This window comes from Bartonella sp. SL320, from assembly GCF_059687635.1.
Window position 1 is genome coordinate 1,604,986 of record NZ_CM185143.1, and the last position, 17,297, is coordinate 1,622,282.

16 protein-coding genes are annotated in these 17,297 nt (G+C 38.8%); 4 read left to right on the top strand and 12 right to left on the bottom strand.

Features of this window, described 5'->3' with window-relative positions:
- Nucleotides 1-26 precede the first annotated feature (26 nt).
- On the top strand, nucleotides 27-902 hold the full coding sequence (locus tag AC6ER8_RS06590; RefSeq protein WP_497077917.1) for a protein-disulfide reductase DsbD domain-containing protein: 876 nt from the start codon (nucleotides 27-29) through the stop codon (nucleotides 900-902).
- A 31-nt stretch (nucleotides 903-933) separates the two neighbouring features.
- Here AC6ER8_RS06590 and rnhA read toward each other — a convergent pair whose 3' ends face one another.
- The 4 genes from rnhA to AC6ER8_RS06610 all read right to left on the bottom strand — a co-directional run bounded on the left by rnhA (nucleotide 934) and on the right by AC6ER8_RS06610 (nucleotide 4,517).
- Nucleotides 934-1,401 carry a ribonuclease HI gene (rnhA, locus tag AC6ER8_RS06595; RefSeq protein ID WP_497077918.1) on the bottom strand — a complete coding sequence of 156 codons (468 nt, stop codon included), beginning with the start codon at nucleotides 1,399-1,401 and terminating at the stop codon, nucleotides 934-936.
- A gap of 5 nt (nucleotides 1,402-1,406) precedes the next feature.
- Entirely contained in the window at nucleotides 1,407-2,366 is a 960-nt protein-coding gene (locus tag AC6ER8_RS06600) for a homoserine kinase (protein ID WP_497077919.1), read from the bottom strand.
- The gene (gene ispH, locus AC6ER8_RS06605) at nucleotides 2,366-3,412 is read right to left on the bottom strand and encodes a 4-hydroxy-3-methylbut-2-enyl diphosphate reductase (protein ID WP_497077920.1); all 1,047 of its coding nucleotides are present in this window, start codon (nucleotides 3,410-3,412) and stop codon (nucleotides 2,366-2,368) included. The genes AC6ER8_RS06600 and ispH overlap by 1 nt, the downstream gene beginning before the upstream one ends.
- Before the next feature lie 187 nt (nucleotides 3,413-3,599).
- Nucleotides 3,600-4,517 (bottom strand): heme o synthase, encoded by a 918-nt coding sequence (locus AC6ER8_RS06610; protein ID WP_497077921.1) that lies wholly within the window; start codon nucleotides 4,515-4,517, stop codon nucleotides 3,600-3,602.
- Nucleotides 4,518-4,958: 441 nt separating this feature from the next.
- Between AC6ER8_RS06610 and AC6ER8_RS06615 the strand changes: the two genes are divergently transcribed.
- Nucleotides 4,959-5,498, top strand: a complete 540-nt coding sequence (locus AC6ER8_RS06615) for an invasion associated locus B family protein (protein WP_497077922.1) — start codon at nucleotides 4,959-4,961, stop codon at nucleotides 5,496-5,498.
- A gap of 117 nt (nucleotides 5,499-5,615) precedes the next feature.
- On the top strand, nucleotides 5,616-7,040 hold the full coding sequence (gene tldD, locus AC6ER8_RS06620) for a metalloprotease TldD (RefSeq protein WP_497077923.1): 1,425 nt from the start codon (nucleotides 5,616-5,618) through the stop codon (nucleotides 7,038-7,040).
- A 557-nt stretch (nucleotides 7,041-7,597) separates the two neighbouring features.
- Here tldD and AC6ER8_RS06625 read toward each other — a convergent pair.
- The 8 genes from AC6ER8_RS06625 to AC6ER8_RS06660 form a co-directional block, all read right to left on the bottom strand.
- Nucleotides 7,598-8,848 carry a class I SAM-dependent RNA methyltransferase gene (locus AC6ER8_RS06625; protein WP_497077924.1) on the bottom strand — a complete coding sequence of 417 codons (1,251 nt, stop codon included), beginning with the start codon at nucleotides 8,846-8,848 and terminating at the stop codon, nucleotides 7,598-7,600.
- Nucleotides 8,845-9,591 (bottom strand): TlyA family RNA methyltransferase, encoded by a 747-nt coding sequence (locus AC6ER8_RS06630; RefSeq protein WP_497077925.1) that lies wholly within the window; start codon nucleotides 9,589-9,591, stop codon nucleotides 8,845-8,847. The genes AC6ER8_RS06625 and AC6ER8_RS06630 overlap by 4 nt, the downstream gene beginning before the upstream one ends.
- A 25-nt stretch (nucleotides 9,592-9,616) precedes the next feature.
- Entirely contained in the window at nucleotides 9,617-11,515 is a 1,899-nt protein-coding gene (dxs, locus tag AC6ER8_RS06635) for a 1-deoxy-D-xylulose-5-phosphate synthase (RefSeq protein ID WP_497077926.1), read from the bottom strand.
- Nucleotides 11,516-11,755: 240 nt separating this feature from the next.
- Entirely contained in the window at nucleotides 11,756-12,010 is a 255-nt protein-coding gene (locus AC6ER8_RS06640) for an exodeoxyribonuclease VII small subunit (RefSeq protein ID WP_497077927.1), read from the bottom strand.
- A 7-nt stretch (nucleotides 12,011-12,017) separates the two neighbouring features.
- A complete protein-coding gene (gene ribB / locus AC6ER8_RS06645; protein WP_497077928.1) occupies nucleotides 12,018-13,121 on the bottom strand; it encodes a 3,4-dihydroxy-2-butanone-4-phosphate synthase in 1,104 nt (367 codons plus the stop codon).
- A 15-nt stretch (nucleotides 13,122-13,136) separates the two neighbouring features.
- A complete protein-coding gene (aroC, locus tag AC6ER8_RS06650) occupies nucleotides 13,137-14,225 on the bottom strand; it encodes a chorismate synthase (protein WP_497077929.1) in 1,089 nt (362 codons plus the stop codon).
- Between the two features lie 146 nt (nucleotides 14,226-14,371).
- Complete coding sequence (fabI, locus tag AC6ER8_RS06655; RefSeq protein ID WP_497073860.1) at nucleotides 14,372-15,190, bottom strand: enoyl-ACP reductase FabI; 819 nt, start codon at nucleotides 15,188-15,190, stop codon at nucleotides 14,372-14,374.
- Nucleotides 15,191-15,318: 128 nt separating this feature from the next.
- On the bottom strand, nucleotides 15,319-16,221 hold the full coding sequence (locus AC6ER8_RS06660) for a DnaJ C-terminal domain-containing protein (protein ID WP_497077930.1): 903 nt from the start codon (nucleotides 16,219-16,221) through the stop codon (nucleotides 15,319-15,321).
- Between the two features lie 331 nt (nucleotides 16,222-16,552).
- Here AC6ER8_RS06660 and pdxH point away from each other — a divergent pair, with 331 nt between their 5' ends.
- A complete protein-coding gene (gene pdxH, locus AC6ER8_RS06665) occupies nucleotides 16,553-17,176 on the top strand; it encodes a pyridoxamine 5'-phosphate oxidase (RefSeq protein ID WP_497077931.1) in 624 nt (207 codons plus the stop codon).
- The last annotated feature ends 121 nt before the right edge of the window (nucleotides 17,177-17,297 follow it).

Consider the following 17,297-nt stretch of genomic DNA (forward strand, 5'->3'; position numbering starts at 1 on the left):
TATTACAGTAGGAAAATAAAACTCAAATGAAAAAAAGTTACATATTTACAAATTTACAAAATATCGCAGCTTTCTTTTATAAAAAGATTTTCGTTACTTTAAGCTTAACATTCATCGTTTTAGAATTACTTAATATTTCTGTAAAGGCTCAAACAGAACAAAAATTCCAGCTTTTTGCAACCCCTTGGTATAAATCAGAGGGGGGACGTATCCGCTTAGCAATCACTGAACCTTCTCTTTCTGGAATGAGAGAGGGCTTTATTGAAATTGTGCTTAAACCAGGATGGAAAACGTATTGGCGTAATCCTGGTAATTCAGGAATAGCCCCCTTTTTTAATTTCAACCAACAGGTTTCTTATGAAATTTTTTATCCCACTCCACAGCTTTTTGAAACAGAAAATGATTGGTCATTAGGCTATAAAGATAAAGTGATATTGCCCTTTAATCTATCTTCTTCAAGCAAAAGTTTAAGTGGTACTTTCACTCTTGGATTGTGCCATAAAATCTGCCTTCCATTGACTGTTAACTTTGATTTTTTGTCATCTGCTCTAAAAAACACCCCCCTTCCCGCTTCCTTGTTAAAAAGTGCCCAAGATTCTTTGCCGCGTATGATGCAAAATACCCTAGAAATAAGCGCCCAAAAAAATAACAATACCCTCCTTATAAAAATACAAAATAACAAAACCGCACCTTCCTCTCTCTTTTTAGATGGAGGAGAAATGCAAATTGGAGCAGCAAAAAAAATCAGTCATCATGCAGAATATACACTCTTTAGTGCTCCACTCTATTTCGTACCAGAGAAAACAGATCAAAAAATTTTTTATACAGTTTCTTTTAAAGATTATGATTTAAGTGGAACATTTATATTCCATACACAATCATCCCCTCTTACTATCCCATGATAAGAGAGAGAAAAGATTCTTAAAACAGCATCTATGTTGGGAAACGCTCATTTTCGCGGTATTCAGTAATTGCTTTGCGCGCAAGAGCATCAGCGCGTTCATTCTCTGGATGTCCTGCATGCCCTTTTACCCAGTGCCATCTGACTGTATGACGAGAACAAGCATTTTCAAGAGCTTGCCATAGTTCTATATTTTTCACAGGACTTTTGGATGCAGTGCGCCAATTATTTTTTTTCCAATCTTTAAGCCACTTAGATATACCATTACGCACATAAACTGAATCTGTATAAAGATCGACCAAACAAGGCTCTTTAAGCGCTTTTAATGCGCAAATGGCTGCCATGAGTTCCATTCGATTGTTTGTTGTGTGGGCCTTGCCACCATAAAGCTCACGTTCATGACCATTCCAGCGTAAAATTGCTCCCCAACCTCCGACTCCAGGATTTCCGGAGCAAGCACCATCTGTATAAATTTCAACGATTTTTTGTGGAGTTACCATAAAATTCAAAAACCTAATTCACTAAGCGAATTTACATGACTGAAAAAACAAAGCTTGTGCCAATATTCCCATGGATCTTTCCTAATAACAAAGCTATCAGGCGGTGTATTAAACCAATCATAAAGACGTGTGAGTAAAAAACGTAAAGAAGCACCGCGAGCTAATAAAACAATCTTTTCCAATTCTAAAGGGACCAATGGTCTTATTTTTTGGTAATTTTCTAATAACTTACGTGCTTTGGTAAGATTATAGGAATGATCAGGCTCAAAGCACCAAGCATTTAAACAGATTGCTAAATCATAAGAAAAAAAGTCATTACAAGCAAAATAGAAATCTATCATACCAGAAAGACGATGATTTACAAAAAAAACGTTATCATTAAATAAATCTGCGTGGATAATGCCTGTTGGTAAATTGAATGGCCAATTTTCTTGTAAAAAAGCCAATTCAAACTCTATTTTTTGTCCAAATTCTTTTAACAATGCATCTTCTGTGTTTTGACAACGTTGCCATAATACTTGCCAGTCCATAACAGAAAGCGTATTTTTACGACTGAGGGTAAAGTCCTGTCCTGCTAAATGCAATTGTGCTAATCCCCTACCCACTTCGCCACAATGACCTATATTGGGCTGTCGGATCCACTCTCCTTCCAGAAAAGTAATAATAGCAGCAGGACGTCCTGCTAGTTCACCAATCATCGTTCCATCATTTTGAATAAGAGGTTGTGGACAAGGAATTCCACGCTGTTCTAAATGCTGCATTAAGCGGCAAAAAAAAGGTAAATCATCTTTTGAAATACGCTTTTCATAAAGCGTTAAAATAAACCGCCCTTGTGTTGTTTCCAGCATAAAGTTAGAATTCTCAATCCCCTCCTCTATCCCTTGATAAGACAAAAGCGACCCTATTGCATAGCGTGTTAAAAATGCTTTTAAATCATTTGGATGAATATTTGTATAAACGGCCATTATTCTGCTTTCGTTGTAGATATATCTGTATTCTGATTTTTATTTTTTGCTTGACCATTTACAAATGCCATATCTTGAGATGTTAAAATAACATCACGTAATTCACGACTCACTAAAAACCTTTCCGTTTCCACCAGTGTTTCAGCTAGTTCTATTGTCACCTCATAATGCGCACGAAATGCTGCAATAATTTCATCAATAATAATTTCAGGTGCTGAAGCCCCTGCTGAAAGACTAACAACAGAAAGAGCTTTTAGGTTTTCAAAATTAATTTCATCAGCACGTTGAACTAAGATAGCTTGCCGCGCACCAGACTTTTCAGCAACCTCTACCAAACGTCGTGAATTAGAAGAATTGGGTGCTCCCACAATCAAAAATAAATCACTCCCCTTTGCTGCTGCTTTAACCGCATCTTGTCTGTTCGTTGTAGCATAGCAAATTGACTCAGCTGCTGGAGCTGCTAATGTAGGAAAACGTCGTTTTAATACATCCAGAATTCCTGCTGTATCTTCAACAGAAAGCGTTGTTTGTGTAACGAACCCTAATTTATCTGGATCATTGGGGTGATAATGCAAAGCATCTTCTATCGTTTCAATAAGCGTTACAGCTCCTTCTTCAAGCTGTCCCATTGTTCCTATCACCTCAGGATGGCCAGCATGACCAATCAATATAACATGGCGACCATGACGTTGATGTCTTATTGCTTGTTTGTGAACTTTCGAGACCAACGGACATGTTGCATCAAGATAAAACAAATTATAACGCTGTGCCTCTTCTGAGACAGATTTTGGGACACCATGGGCAGAAAAAACAACCGGTTGCTTGCGATGTTCTTCTGGAATCTCATCAAGTTCTTCAACAAAAACAGCACCCCGTTGCTGTAATCCCTCAACTACGTAGCGGTTGTGTACTATTTCATGACGAACATATACGGGAGCACTGTATTTTTTTAAGGCAAGGAGAACAATCTGGATAGCACGATCAACCCCTGCACAAAATCCACGGGGCCCACAAAGACGTATCGTTAAAGGGGGAAGTCCAGACATACATCATCCTTAATCTCTATAGCTTTAGTCTCGTATTCAAACAACCTATCGTTATACACGAATAAGTAATGTAAAAAAATGCGCAATACCATCTTTTGCATAAGAACACACTCTATAGTGTTATTCTTGTAGCAAGGCTCTTTTAAAATTTTCTTTGCCTTTCATAGCACTAAAGAATGATAAAATATCAAACAAGATATTCAATCAACAGAGCTCCAAAGAGAGCCGCCAAATAAAGTAACGAAAAGAAAAACGTTTTTTTGGCCATTAAAATAGTTTCATCATGTGTATCAGCTTTCAACAAACGATAGGCAAAATAAATAAAAATAATGCCTAAAATTGTCGAAAAGATACCATAAAAAATTCCACCAAGACCAGTAAAACAAGGAGCCACAGCGCATAGTACCATCAAAATAGTATAAAATAAGATCTGTTTTTTTGTTGAATATTCACCTCGTACATTAGGCATCATGGGAATACCTGCTGCCTCATAATCAAGAGATGAAAATAAAGAAAGGGCCCAAAAATGAGGAGGAGTCCACATAAAAATGATCAAAAACAATAAAAAGCTATCAAAACTCACTGTCCCGGTTGTCACAGCCCATCCAATCATTGGTGGGAAAGCCCCGGAAGCACCACCAATAACAATATTTTGTGGTGTGATACGCTTTAACCAAATTGTATAGATAACGACATAAAAGAAAATCGTAAACGCCAGAAACAATGCCGAAAACCAATTAATAAAGCTTCCCATAACCAATACCGAAAGCAGAGACAAAACCATACCAAAAATAAATGCTTTTCGGGAACTGATTTTCCCCATAGGAATAGGACGCTTTTTGGTCCGTTCCATCACGGCATCTATGTCAGCATCATACCACATATTCAGTGCCCCTGCACCACCGCCGCCAGCAGCAATACATAGGATTGCTAAAAAACCATACCACGGATTGATGGAAACAGGAGACACGACTAAACCAACCAATGCTGTAAAGACCACAAGTGACATAACGCGTGGCTTTAATAATGTGATATAATCACCGATACTGGATTTTGGTGACGTTGACTGACCCTTCGCAACCGATAACTCTTCTGAACCAGACATTCCACTCAAAACCCTTTTTTATTTTTGTCATTCACAAACAAATATTATTTGGCACATATTATTTGGCAAACATTGATCTAGCGTATGGCAATGACCAATTAAGACCCATCGTATTTTTGAGAAAATATGGTACACCCTTCTTATATGCCTCCCCTAAAAATAGGTAGAAATATTTGCAACAAAAATACATTTTTTCAATCAACACGCTCTCTTATATTATATCTTATATTATAAATGTATCCTACCTAGCATCATAAAGCCATGCTGAAAATTTATCTCCTATAAAATGTTCTTGTCCCTCATTTCCCTTTATTTTTTGGCATAGAGATGAATATATTTGGGTAAATATTGGTTTTGTGTTATAGTTTTTATATAGGGAATTCATTTTTTTATGCAAATCTATACATGATTGTGTGTGTGTTGAGTCGGATAGGATTTTTTGTGATACTTTATAAATTGCTTAAAAAAACTTTTTTTATTGGTGCTGTTCTTCACATACTTTATGGTGGTTTGATCAGTCATGCTTTTGCACAAACGCCCTATGCGCAAAATGTGCCTACTCCACAAACCTATGGTGCATGGACAAAGGTTTGTGCTCTACCACCAGGGACACCTAATATGCAATGTGAAGCTGTGCAAAACGTCCACACACAAGGGCGTCATGATATTACCTTGCGCATTACATTTTATAAACTTCCTCGCAAACAAGGAGCGTTAATGCGTGTTTTTGTTCCAATTCGCGTTGAGTTACGTCCCGGTGTTGGCATTAAAATCGATGATAAAAATATGGGAAGAATGGAATATCGTCGTTGTCTTGGTGATAATTGTGTTGCTGAAGCTTTTCTTAAAGAAGATATATTGCAACTCTTTTTAAAAGGAAAAATGGCAACCTATTTTATCTTTACAACCCCTGAACAAGGAATTGGAGGTCTCGTTGATCTTCAAGGCCTGAAGGATGCCTATGCAGCCTTACCCACATGAGTGAAATAAACACACATTGGACGATTAAAATCTCATCATATATTTTAAGAGCTTCTTGAATTAGATCAATAAAAATCTTCTGAGCCCTCAATAAAATAAGATAATAGGATAATTCTTATGAAATCGCTGATCGATCATTTTGATATTGCTTCCTCTAAAGTTCAGTCTCTGGTACAGGAAACGCTTCATCATGCTGATGATGGCGAGCTTTACCTCGAGTATAAAGAAAGCGAAGCTCTTTTATTTGATAATGGACAGCTTAAAAACGGCTCTTTCCATCAAGATATGGGGTTTGGTCTACGTGTCGTTGCTGGAGAGGCAACTGGATACGCACATTCTAGTGAATTATCTGCTGCTGCACTCAAACGTGCTAGTGAAGCAGCTAAAGCCGTTACTTATAATAATCACGCAGGGCCTTATAGCATAGCTCCTCAACAAACAAATAAGAGACTTTATCAACCGCATAATCCCCTTGATACTCCGTCTTTTGAAGAAAAAAGTGCTCTTTTGCAAAAAATTGATGCCTATTTACGGGCTAAAAATGATAAATTGCATCAAGTGACTGTTGCTCTTTCTGGTTCACTACAACATGTCGAAATTTTACGGGCAGACGGACATTTGATTCGTGATATTCGTCCCCTTGTACGGCTTTCTATATCTGTGGTTGCTGCTAAAGGTAATCGACGTGAAAATGGTTTTTATGGCTGTGGGGGGCGACAAGCATTTGATCAATTTATTCGTGAAGACAATTGGAAAAAAGCCGCGGATGAAGCCTTACGTATGGCTTTAACAAATTTAGAAGCAGAAGCAGCACCTGCAGGAACATTTGATGTTGTCTTAGCCAATGGATGGCCTGGCGTTATGCTCCATGAAGCTGTGGGGCATGGTTTAGAAGGTGACTTTAACCGCAAAAAAACATCTGCTTTTGCTGGACTTTTAGGACAACAAGTTGCAGCAAAAGGTGTGACAGTTGTGGATGATGGAACAATTCCGCATTGTCGAGGCTCTCTGACTATCGATGATGAAGGAACACCTTCAGGATATAACGTTCTCATTGAAGATGGAAAACTCGTTGGTTTTATGCAAGATAGGCTTAATGCACGGCTTATGGGGGGACAATCAACAGGAAATGGACGACGTGAATCCTATGCACATGCCCCAATGCCCCGAATGACCAATACTCTCATGCTAGGAGGAGATAAAACACCAGAAGAAATCCTTTCTTCCCTAAAAAATGGTATTTATGCTGTTTCATTTGGTGGGGGACAAGTGGATATTACTTCTGGAAAATTCGTCTTTGAATGTACTGAAGCATATCGAGTAGAAAATGGAAAAATTGGTGCACCAATCAAAGGAGCAACTCTTATTGGAAATGGGCCGGATGCGATGAAACGTATCACAATGATTGGAAATGATAGTAAACTGGATAATGGTATTGGTATGTGCGGAAAAGCTGGGCAAAATGTTCCTGTTGGTGTTGGACAACCTCATCTTCGAATCAATAATATGACAATCGGTGGAACTGCGCTTATAAATGAATAAGCTTGCTTATTTCTTCCAAAGATTTTCTTCTCCTTGTCTATTAAGACGGTTTATGAGGAAAAATATTTTTGATACAACATATTGATTTATAAAAAATAATTTATTTTTATTCAATTTGATTTAGAACCTCGAATACCCTAAAATTTTCTTATTTTAAATCTGTGTATGTTGAATCAATAAAAGTCATTGATTTGTACGTGACAAGCGACAAGAGCCATGTGGAGAGAAACTATATAAGAGAGGCATACTTCTCATGAACTGTTTACATGCCAAAGGCTGTCATAACATTGAGAGATAGCCCATATAACGGTGATGTCGGCTTATTCAGATATGCCCTCAAGATATTTTTTCGTAATATCTTCGTCTTTTGTGTCGGAGGATACTGTCTTGTTTATTGTATAATAAAAAAAATTTCAAATAAGAAGGTTTCCTATATTCAAGTGCTCTTCATTCAATGAGAGAAAGGTTATTGTTATCGATAAATTTGGGAGAGATTTTATAATAATTCTCAAGTAAATTTTTCTATAAAATCTTCATAGCGTTTAAAAATTTTCAGGCTAAAGCTTCCAGCCCTTCTTCTTTTTCTTTTTGTTCAAAATAGCAATAACTTCAACATGGGGTGACCATAAAAATTGATCAATTGGTATGATTTTTTCTACTTCATATCCACCTGCAACAAGAAGAGATAGATCACGCGCAAATGTAGCAGGATTACACGAAATTGCGACAATACGTGATACTGTTGCCTTCGCCAGTTCACGGACTTGTCTCTCTGCTCCAGCACGAGGAGGATCAAAAACAACACTCTCAAAACACTCAAGCTCCTTGACAGAAAGAGGATGGCGGAAAAGATCGCGCCTTTCACACGTGACTGTTTTTAAACCAGTTGCAAAACGAGCGGCTGATTTTAAATTTCCTAATGCACTCTCATCATTTTCTACGGCATGAACATTCATCTTTTTTGCCATACGCAAAGTAAATGTTCCTACCCCTGAAAACAAATCAAGAGCATTCTTTGCTTTTTTTAAATGAGTCAAAATAATATTGCCCATTATATTTTCAGCTTCACAGGTTGCTTGAAGAAAACCACCAGAAGGAAACTCAACACGGACATCTCCAAAATAAATCACTGGTTTTTCTCGTTCAATCAAAACTTCACCGTCAACAGATAAACGTACTATCCTCGATGAAAGAGCAACATTGATCATTTTTTGACGCAGTGATTGGTGTACAATACAACCGCTTAAAGCAACATCTACACCATTTTCAACGTGCGTTATCGTAATATGAAACCGTTTGACAGAGCTGCTTAAAAAAGCACAGAGCTCTCTGATATTATGCAACTGAGAAATAAGTTCTGGACAGCTTACTGGACATTCCTCCACAGCAACAATCTCATGAGAAAGAGAACGGTTAAAACCAACTTTTTGACCTTGTGGGGTCATGGATGCCGTTAGCGTTATCCGCCGTCGACTATAGGGTTTACATTCTATTAAAGGCGCAACAACGCTCTTAATTCCATATTTTTGAAGCGCATCAACAACCAATTGTCGTTTCCATACGCGATAAGCGTCAGCACGCCAATGTTGAAGAGTACAGCCTCCACATTCTCCAAAATGCTGACAAAGAGCATCAATGCGTTCTGGTGATCTTTCTTTTAATGCTCTACATGTCGCATATTGACTATGAACAATAATTTCAGCACACTCTCCTGGCAAAGTAAAAGGAACATAAACAAAGCCGTGCGACGTCTTAGCAACACCACAACCATTTTCTCCTATATGGTCGATGATGACATGGTCACTCACTGTTGTTTTTCTCCGAATAGTAAATATTCCACATTGCCATCACCCCCTGTAATGGGGGAAGGCAGTAAAGCTTTTGCACGCCATCCTGTTTGTATATTGAGCCAATCAAAAAGATTTTCAGCAGTTTCTCTAGCCATTGATGGATCTTTTAATATCCCACCCTTACCAAGATATTGACGGCCAACCTCAAACTGGGGTTTTACGAGTAAAACAGCTTGAGCACCCTTCTTAGCTAACGATAAAATAGGAGGCAATGCAAGTTTGAGAGAAATAAAGCTAACATCTGAAACAATAAGATCAATTTCCCGCCCACCTAAATGTTCCTGTTGAAAATCTCTAACATTCAAGCCTTCCAATAAGGTTATCGCACTGTTGCCTAATAAACGTTTATCAAATTGATGATGCCCAACATCAACAGCAATAACATGCGCTGCTCCACGCTCTAAAAGAACTTGTGTGAAACCACCTGTTGATGCACCAACATCAATGGCTGTTACTTTATCCGTTACAATCGGAAATGTATCAAGTGCAGCAATCAATTTTAATGCTGCTCGTGAAACATAATTCTGTGCTGGATCACAAACGCTAATCTCTGCATTATCAAAAAAGGTTTGCCCCGCTTTAAAGATGATTTCACCATTAACTTTAACAGTTTTACGCATGACCGCATCACGTGCGCGAGAACGTGTCTTAAAAAAGTTTTTTTCCACTAAAAGAATATCGAGCCTTTTTCTGAAAGCCATCTCATACTCGAATTTTCTATTCCATTCAAATCTCGCGTCCCAAAACCATCAACACCGTGTTGATAATACCCATAGCATCAAGCCCAATCGTTGAGAGAACTTTTTCTGGTGAACCATGATTCAAATATTCATCAGGAAATTTGAGTGTACGAACTTTCAAACCATGCTCTAAGAGCCCTTCTTGTGCTAAAAATTGTAATAAATGCGCTCCAAATCCACCGATTGCCCCTTCTTCAATGGTCACCAATACTTCATGCTCACGCGCTAAACGACGTATTAAATCCTTATCCAAAGGTTTTGCAAACCGCGCATCTGCAACCGTTGTCGATAACCCTTTAGCTTCCAACATATCAGCAGCGCGCAATACTTCTGACATCCGTGTTCCGAAACAAACCAGAGCAATTCTAGTTCCTTCACGCAGAACACGTCCTTTTCCAATCTCCAATACCTCACCACGTTGTGGTAAATCTATACCAATACCTTCACCACGTGGATAACGAAAAGAAATAGGGCCCTCATCATAAGCTGCCGCTGTACGCACCATATGCATCAGTTCAAGTTCATCTGAAGGTGCCATAACGACAAACTGAGGAAGTGTCGCCAAAAAAACAATATCAAAACTGCCAGCATGCGTTGCACCATCAGCCCCCACAAAACCTGCTCTATCAATAGCAAAACGTACCGGTAACTTTTGAATGGATACATCATGAACAATTTGATCATAAGCGCGCTGTAAAAAAGTAGAATAAATTGCAACAAAAGGCTTATACCCTTCACAAGAAAGCCCTGCCGCAAAAGTTACGGCATGTTGCTCAGCAATCCCAACATCAAACATCTTTTCAGGAAACTTTTCTGCAAAAGCATCAAGTCCTGTCCCCGTTGGCATTGCTGCTGTTATGCCAACAATCTTATCATCATGACAAGCTTCTTCTATTAAGGCTTTAGAAAATACCTTCGTATAGGGTAGAATATTGCTTGATGTTTTAATCTGTTTCCCTGTTGTAACATTAAAACGATTAACACCATGATATTTATCAGATGAAGCTTCCGCAGGCGGATATCCCTTCCCCTTATGGGTTACGACATGAACCAAAACAGGACCATGAGGACATTCACGAATATTTTTTAAAACAGGCAATAAGTGCCCCAAATTATGCCCATCTATGGGGCCAACATAATAAAAGCCAAGCTTATCAAATAACGTTCCCCCCACTAAAAGACCACGCGCAAGCTCCTCTGAACGACGCGCCTTATCCAAAAAAAATTTTGGCAACTTTTCGCTCAATACCTTTACGCGTTCACGCAAATGACGATAGGAAGGACGAGATACTAATCGTGCAAGATGTGCACTCATCGCACCTGTAGGCGGTGCGATAGACATATCGTTATCATTTAGAATAACAATCAAACGTGCATCTAAAGCACCAGCGTTATTCATTGCTTCATAAGCCATACCAGCAGACATTGCACCATCACCAATGACAGCAATGATATTGCGTTTTGTCTCCGCCTTCAAAGCACTCGCCACCGCCATGCCAAGACCTGCCGAAATAGAAGTAGACGAATGCCCCGCTCCAAATGGATCATACACACTTTCTGAACGTTTTGTGAAACCTGATAGCCCCCCCTCTTGACGTAATGTACGAATTTTTTCTCTACGCCCCGTTAAAATCTTGTGCGGATAGGTTTGATGACCCACATCCCAAATAATTCTATCCTCTGGTGTATTAAAAATATAATGTAATGCAATAGTGAGCTCAACAACACCAAGTCCCGCCCCAAGATGACCACCTGTTACAGAAACCGCATCAATTGTTTCAGCCCGCAACTCATCAGCCAACTGTGCCAAATCAGACTCAGGCAATGCCCGTAAATCTTGCGGAAAACAAACACGGTCAAGCAATGGTGTTAAGACCTGAGACAAAAAAAATCCTCCCTATTACCTTAGACTTAAGAGAACAAAACAATATATCTTCTCTACTCTTTTATTGAGAGCTTTGCATCTCTTTTACTAAAAAATACTTTTCTCTCTTTGAAATGATTGATGGTTTTTTCTGTTTTTAACTTATTTTATAAAATAAGAAATCAATAAAACTTGTTTTCTATAAACTAAGATTATTACATCTGTTAAGTCCCACAATAAATATCCCAAAAATATTTAATATTATTGAGCATCAAGTGGTTCTACTCCCTCCGGAGAACCTGTCTGTGAAAGCTGAATTTTTTCAACTTTGGCTTCAGCAACTTTCAAAAGTTTTTCACAATGTTTTTTCAGCGCTTCACCACGTTCATAAATATCAATAGATTGTTCCAAAGGCACATCGCCACGCTCTAATTTTTCAACAATAACTTCAAGCTGCTTAAGCGCTTGCTCAAAACTTAAAGTTGAAATATCCCCCTCTTGTATCTCTTTTGTCATATGAACCTCAAAAAATATTTGTTCTGGATACACGAATTCCAAAACCTTCTAAACCTACATAATGATGCTCTTTAGAAGCATAAATAATAACAGAAGCTATTCCTAAATATTTTAAAATTTGTGATCCCAAACCAATTTTACGCCATTCTTCTTCGCGTTCAATCGCCTGCATATGGTTTTCTAAACTCTCTCTTGCCATGTTTTGAACGCCAATCGTTGATTTTATAACAGATCCTTCACGCAAATAAACAAATACGCCACGTTTTTCTTTTTCCATCATACGCCGCATCATAACCATAAGATCTGAAGATTGACAAAAAACATCATTGATAATGTTTTCATGATGTACATGCACAGGAATATCCTCACCCTCACAGATATCACCAAAAACAACGGCAAAGTGCTGAATGGTTTCCCAGGGAAGTTGATAACTTTGAACAATAGCAGGACCAACAGGTGTTTCAATCGCCATTGCTCCAACATGCTTGATCAATATTTCGTTACGCTGGCGGTAAGCAATTAAATCTGCCACCGTTATGATATGCAACCGATGTTCTTGTACAAATTCTGTAATCTGATCGCCATGTTTAACACTACCATCATCATTGACTAACTCACCAATAACACCAACCGGCGGTAAACCAGTTAATTTACATAAATCAACAGCAGCTTCCGTATGACCGGAACGCATGAGAACGCCCCCTTCATGCGCAATCAGAGGAAAAATATGCCCTGGACGAACAAAATCATCCGCCCCTACATTTGAATTTGCTAGATTACGCACCGCCAATGTACGATCGTGCGCTGAAATCCCTGTTGTTATGCCGTGTTTATAATCAACAGTAACAGTAAATTGCGTCCTGTGTGCTGAGTCATTATCTCGCACCATAGGAGCAAGATTAAATCGTTGTGCTTCTTCTTTTGGCATAGGTGTACACACAATACCTGTTGTGTGACGAAGAATAAATGCCATCTTTTCTTCTGTACAATGCGCTGCAGCAACCGTTAAATCACCTTCATTTTCACGGTCATTATCATCTGTCACCACAACAATTTCACCACGTTCAAAAGCTTTCAGTGCTGAGACAATTTTTTCTTCATCATACGCCATTATTCACCTTCTCAATCACCCAACTTGACCACGATGTCTTAAATAATGGTCAGCAAGAGCACAAGCAACCATTGCTTCACCAACAGGAACGGCACGAATCCCAACACATGGGTCATGGCGTCCCTTCGTTATAACGTCTACATCATGACCATCAACATCCACAGAACGACGAGGCGTTAAAATTGATGACGTAGGTTTGACAGCAAAACGAGCAACTATTGGCTGTCCACTCGATATTCCCCCTAAAATACCCCCAGCATGATTAGATAAAAAAAGTGGTTTTCCATCATTTCCCATCCGCATTTCATCGGCATTTTCTTCTCCTCTCAAGCGGGCTGCCGCAAAACCATCACCGATTTCAACACCTTTGACCGCATTAATGGACATAAGGTATGATGCAATGTCTTGATCAAGTTTTGCGTAAATAGGGGCTCCTAAACCTGCCGGAACATTTTCTGCAACGATCTCGATAACCGCACCAACAGATGTACCCTCTTTACGGATTTTACGGATATAATCACTAAAAATCTGAACCATCTCTGCATCAGGTGTAAAAAAAGGATTGTTCTCAACTTCTGACCAATCCCAACGCTCACGATTAATGTTATGGGGACCAATGGCTACCACGGCTCCTCGTACAACCAAACCCGGAATAATTTTACGCGCAAAGGCACCAGCTGCAACACGCGCTGCAGTTTCGCGTGCTGAAGCACGCCCTCCCCCTCGAAAATCACGAATACCATATTTAATATCATAAGTATAATCAGCATGACCAGGACGATATTGATAAGCAATTTCTCCATAATCTTGAGAGCGTTGATCTGTATTTCGAATCAACAGAGAAATGGGTGTGCCTGTTGTCACAAATGTTGTCTCGTCTTCCTGAGCAATTGCTCCTGAAAGGATTTCTACGCGATCTTGTTCAAGGCGCTGCGTTGTATATGGGGATTGTCCCGGTCTACGTTTATCGAGATAAGTTTGAATTTCTGCAAGCGTAAAAATAATTCCAGGTGGACAGCCATCAATGACACAACCAAGAGCAATCCCATGACTTTCTCCCCATGTTGTTACACGAAACAAATGACCAAATGTATTATGCGACATGAAAAAAGATCCGTTTCTTTGTCAAATATACACAACGACAACGCATGTTGAGCTTTACACAAAACAGCTCTTTACGCCAAAATATTCTTGGCTGCTTTACAATTGGTCAAATCACCGCTGTCCAATACAATTCTATAAACCAAACTTTATTCTTTAACGACGGAAATATCTGGTGCATCAACGGCTTTCATACCGATGATATTATAACCCGAATCGACATGATGAACTTCACCGGTAACAGAACGAGACAAATCTGAAAGCAAGTAAAGAGCAGAATCACCCACCTCTTCAATTGTTACCGTACGACGTAAGGGAGCATTATATTCATTCCATTTTAGAATATAACGGAAATCACCAATTCCTGAAGCCGCTAACGTTTTAATGGGTCCAGCAGATATAGCATTAACACGAATATTTTGTGGGCCTAAATCTACCGCTAAATATTTCACGCTCGCTTCAAGAGCTGCTTTGGCAACCCCCATGACATTATAATTGGGAACAACCTTTTCCGCCCCATAATAGGTCAGTGTTAAGATTGAACCACCATCTGGCATCAATTTTTCTGCACGCTTTGTTAAAGCTGTTAGCGAATAAACAGAAATATTCATGGTCATCATAAAATTTGATTCGCTAATATCAATATAACGACCACTTAATTCATCTTTATCAGAAAAACCAATCGCATGAACTAAAAAATCGAGTTTGCCCCATTTCTTTTCTATGGCGCTAAAAACCGTATCAATAGAGGCACTGTCAGAAACATCACAATGTCCCACGACAACTCCCTTTAATTCTTCAGCCAAAGGCTCAACACGCTTTTTCATTGCCTCACCCTGATAGGTAAAAGCAAGCTCTGCCCCCGCAGCACTCGCTGCTTTAGCAATTCCCCAAGCGATGGAGCGATTATTGGCCAATCCCAAAATTAAACCACGCTTACCGTACAATAAACCATTACCTTTAGCCATTAGCACTGCCCCATTGTTGCTTAAAATTAATATTATTCATCTGCCTATGACACAGGTCAACTTTTTCTTCAAGTAATTGGATTAAAATCAGACAAAAACGATGCTTTATATATAAAAAAATTTAAAAATTAATCTTTTTGCGTTTGCAAAAACTGTTCTAGCGCAGCATTTTTATCTTCTGGCAACATAATACGAACATGCACATAAAGATCATCTCTTGTCCCATTTTTTAAACGAAGCCCTTTTCCTTTCAACCGCAAAACGCGATCAGAACTTGACCAAGCAGGAATCGTTAAAACTACACGTCCTTCCAAGGTCTCAACTTCTTCTTTTGCTCCCAAAACAGCATGTTTAAGAGAAACGGGTAAATCAAGATGAAGTGCCCTTCCTTCAACCCGAAAGCGAGGATGCTTTTGAATTTTAATGGTTATCAACGCATCTCCTGCTTGCCCATGAGGCACTTCTTCTCCTTGACCTTTTAAACGAATAGTTTGCCCATCCTCAATATAATCTGGAAGTTTAATTTTTAATTTTTTTCCATGTGGGAAAACAACTTCCACCTTTTCGGCGCCAACCATCTGCTCTAATGTTATGGTAAGATTAGCGCGAATATGGGCTCCTTGTTGAGGACGATTACGATGTGTGGAATTTGAAAAGTTACCGCCTCCTCCAAACAGATCGCGAAAAATATCACTCGCATCAAAACCAGCCCCCCCTGATGAAGAAAAATCAAATCCTCTTGCTCTGCCTGAAAAGGGATTTTGTCTATTGCTAAAATTTTCACCAGCACCATAAGCTTGATAAAGCGGTTTACCTTCCATATCGATTTCACCGCGGTCAAATTGTGCTTTTTTATCTTTATCACCTATAATCTCATAAGCTTGATTAATTTCAGCAAACTTTTCTTTAGCCTTTACATCATCTTTATTGTGGTCTGGATGATACTTCTTTGCTAGTCTTCTAAATGCTGATTTAATCTCTTGCGGTTTTGCGGTACGTGCCACACCTAGGATCGTGTAGGGATCACGCATATTGTCCTCTTTTCAATTTTTTCGTTTTCAAAATATCAACAAATACGTTGCTCAGTATTCCTTACAGATTCATCAATCCATTCTAAAGAATAATTGCTTCTTTTCTTTATATGTCTATTAAGAAACTAAAATACCAGATAAAATGAGATCTTTATTTAATATAGCTCATTATCATCTATGCTAAAGATAAAAGTAACGCGGCCACCATAAAAATACTCATGAAATATATATGTAGACATTTGCTTTTTGAAAACAAGAAAAAATGCTACCCTACTTCTTTATGAAAAAGTAAATAAAAAAACGCCTATGTTCACTGACATTTGGAGACACTATGAGCGATAAAATATCAACAGGCGATCATTTTATGCACATGCAAAAACCTTTTGAACTTTTTGCAAAGTGGCTTGAAGAGGCAACGATAAGCGAAATAAATGATCCGAATGCTATGGCACTTGCAACAGTTGACGAAACAGGACTCCCTAATGTTCGTATGGTGCTCCTCAAAGACTACAGTCCTCAAGGTTTCGTCTTCTATACCAATTATGAAAGCTGTAAAGGACAAGAAATTTTAAAATCAATGAAAGCATCCTTAGGATTTCATTGGAAATCGCTCCGTCGTCAGGTCAGAATAAGAGGAATTGTTGAAAAAGTCAGTCAACAGGAAGCCGATTCCTATTTCCAATCGCGCCCTCGTGGCAGCCGAATTGGTGCATGGGCATCGAAACAGTCTCAACCCTTAGAAAGTCGTTTTGTACTCGAAAAAGCAATTGCTCAATATACGGCGCGCTATGCTGTAGGCAATATTCCACGCCCCCCTTATTGGTCTGGCTTTCGTGTCAACCCTCTTTCTATAGAATTCTGGTCTGATCGTCCTTTTCGTTTACATGATCGTCTTCTTTTTACACGCGACTGTGTTGAAGATAACAATTGGAAAAGACAAAAACTCTATCCTTAAATCCTTCAAGCTTCATCGTTATGAAGTTCTTCCTAACAGTTAAGCGATTATTTGCTATTTGCAAAATTATAAAAAGAGATGATTTATTTCATTTAAAGAAGAATTTTATTTTTACGATAAA

Excerpts from the sequence above, each read along its gene's own strand:
- AC6ER8_RS06590 (WP_497077917.1), top strand. The coding sequence starts at position 27 with ATGAAAAAAAGTTACATATTTACAAATTTACAAAATATCGCAGCTTTC.
- rnhA (WP_497077918.1), bottom strand. The coding sequence starts at position 1,401 with ATGGTAACTCCACAAAAAATCGTTGAAATTTATACAGATGGTGCTTGC.
- AC6ER8_RS06600 (WP_497077919.1), bottom strand. The coding sequence starts at position 2,366 with ATGGCCGTTTATACAAATATTCATCCAAATGATTTAAAAGCATTTTTA.
- ispH (WP_497077920.1), bottom strand. The coding sequence starts at position 3,412 with ATGTCTGGACTTCCCCCTTTAACGATACGTCTTTGTGGGCCCCGTGGA.
- AC6ER8_RS06610 (WP_497077921.1), bottom strand. The coding sequence starts at position 4,517 with ATGTCTGGTTCAGAAGAGTTATCGGTTGCGAAGGGTCAGTCAACGTCA.
- tldD (WP_497077923.1), top strand. The coding sequence starts at position 5,616 with ATGAAATCGCTGATCGATCATTTTGATATTGCTTCCTCTAAAGTTCAG.
- AC6ER8_RS06630 (WP_497077925.1), bottom strand. The coding sequence starts at position 9,591 with ATGGCTTTCAGAAAAAGGCTCGATATTCTTTTAGTGGAAAAAAACTTT.
- AC6ER8_RS06640 (WP_497077927.1), bottom strand. The coding sequence starts at position 12,010 with ATGACAAAAGAGATACAAGAGGGGGATATTTCAACTTTAAGTTTTGAG.
- ribB (WP_497077928.1), bottom strand. The coding sequence starts at position 13,121 with ATGGCGTATGATGAAGAAAAAATTGTCTCAGCACTGAAAGCTTTTGAA.
- aroC (WP_497077929.1), bottom strand. The coding sequence starts at position 14,225 with ATGTCGCATAATACATTTGGTCATTTGTTTCGTGTAACAACATGGGGA.
- fabI (WP_497073860.1), bottom strand. The coding sequence starts at position 15,190 with ATGGCTAAAGGTAATGGTTTATTGTACGGTAAGCGTGGTTTAATTTTG.
- AC6ER8_RS06660 (WP_497077930.1), bottom strand. The coding sequence starts at position 16,221 with ATGCGTGATCCCTACACGATCCTAGGTGTGGCACGTACCGCAAAACCG.
- pdxH (WP_497077931.1), top strand. The coding sequence starts at position 16,553 with ATGAGCGATAAAATATCAACAGGCGATCATTTTATGCACATGCAAAAA.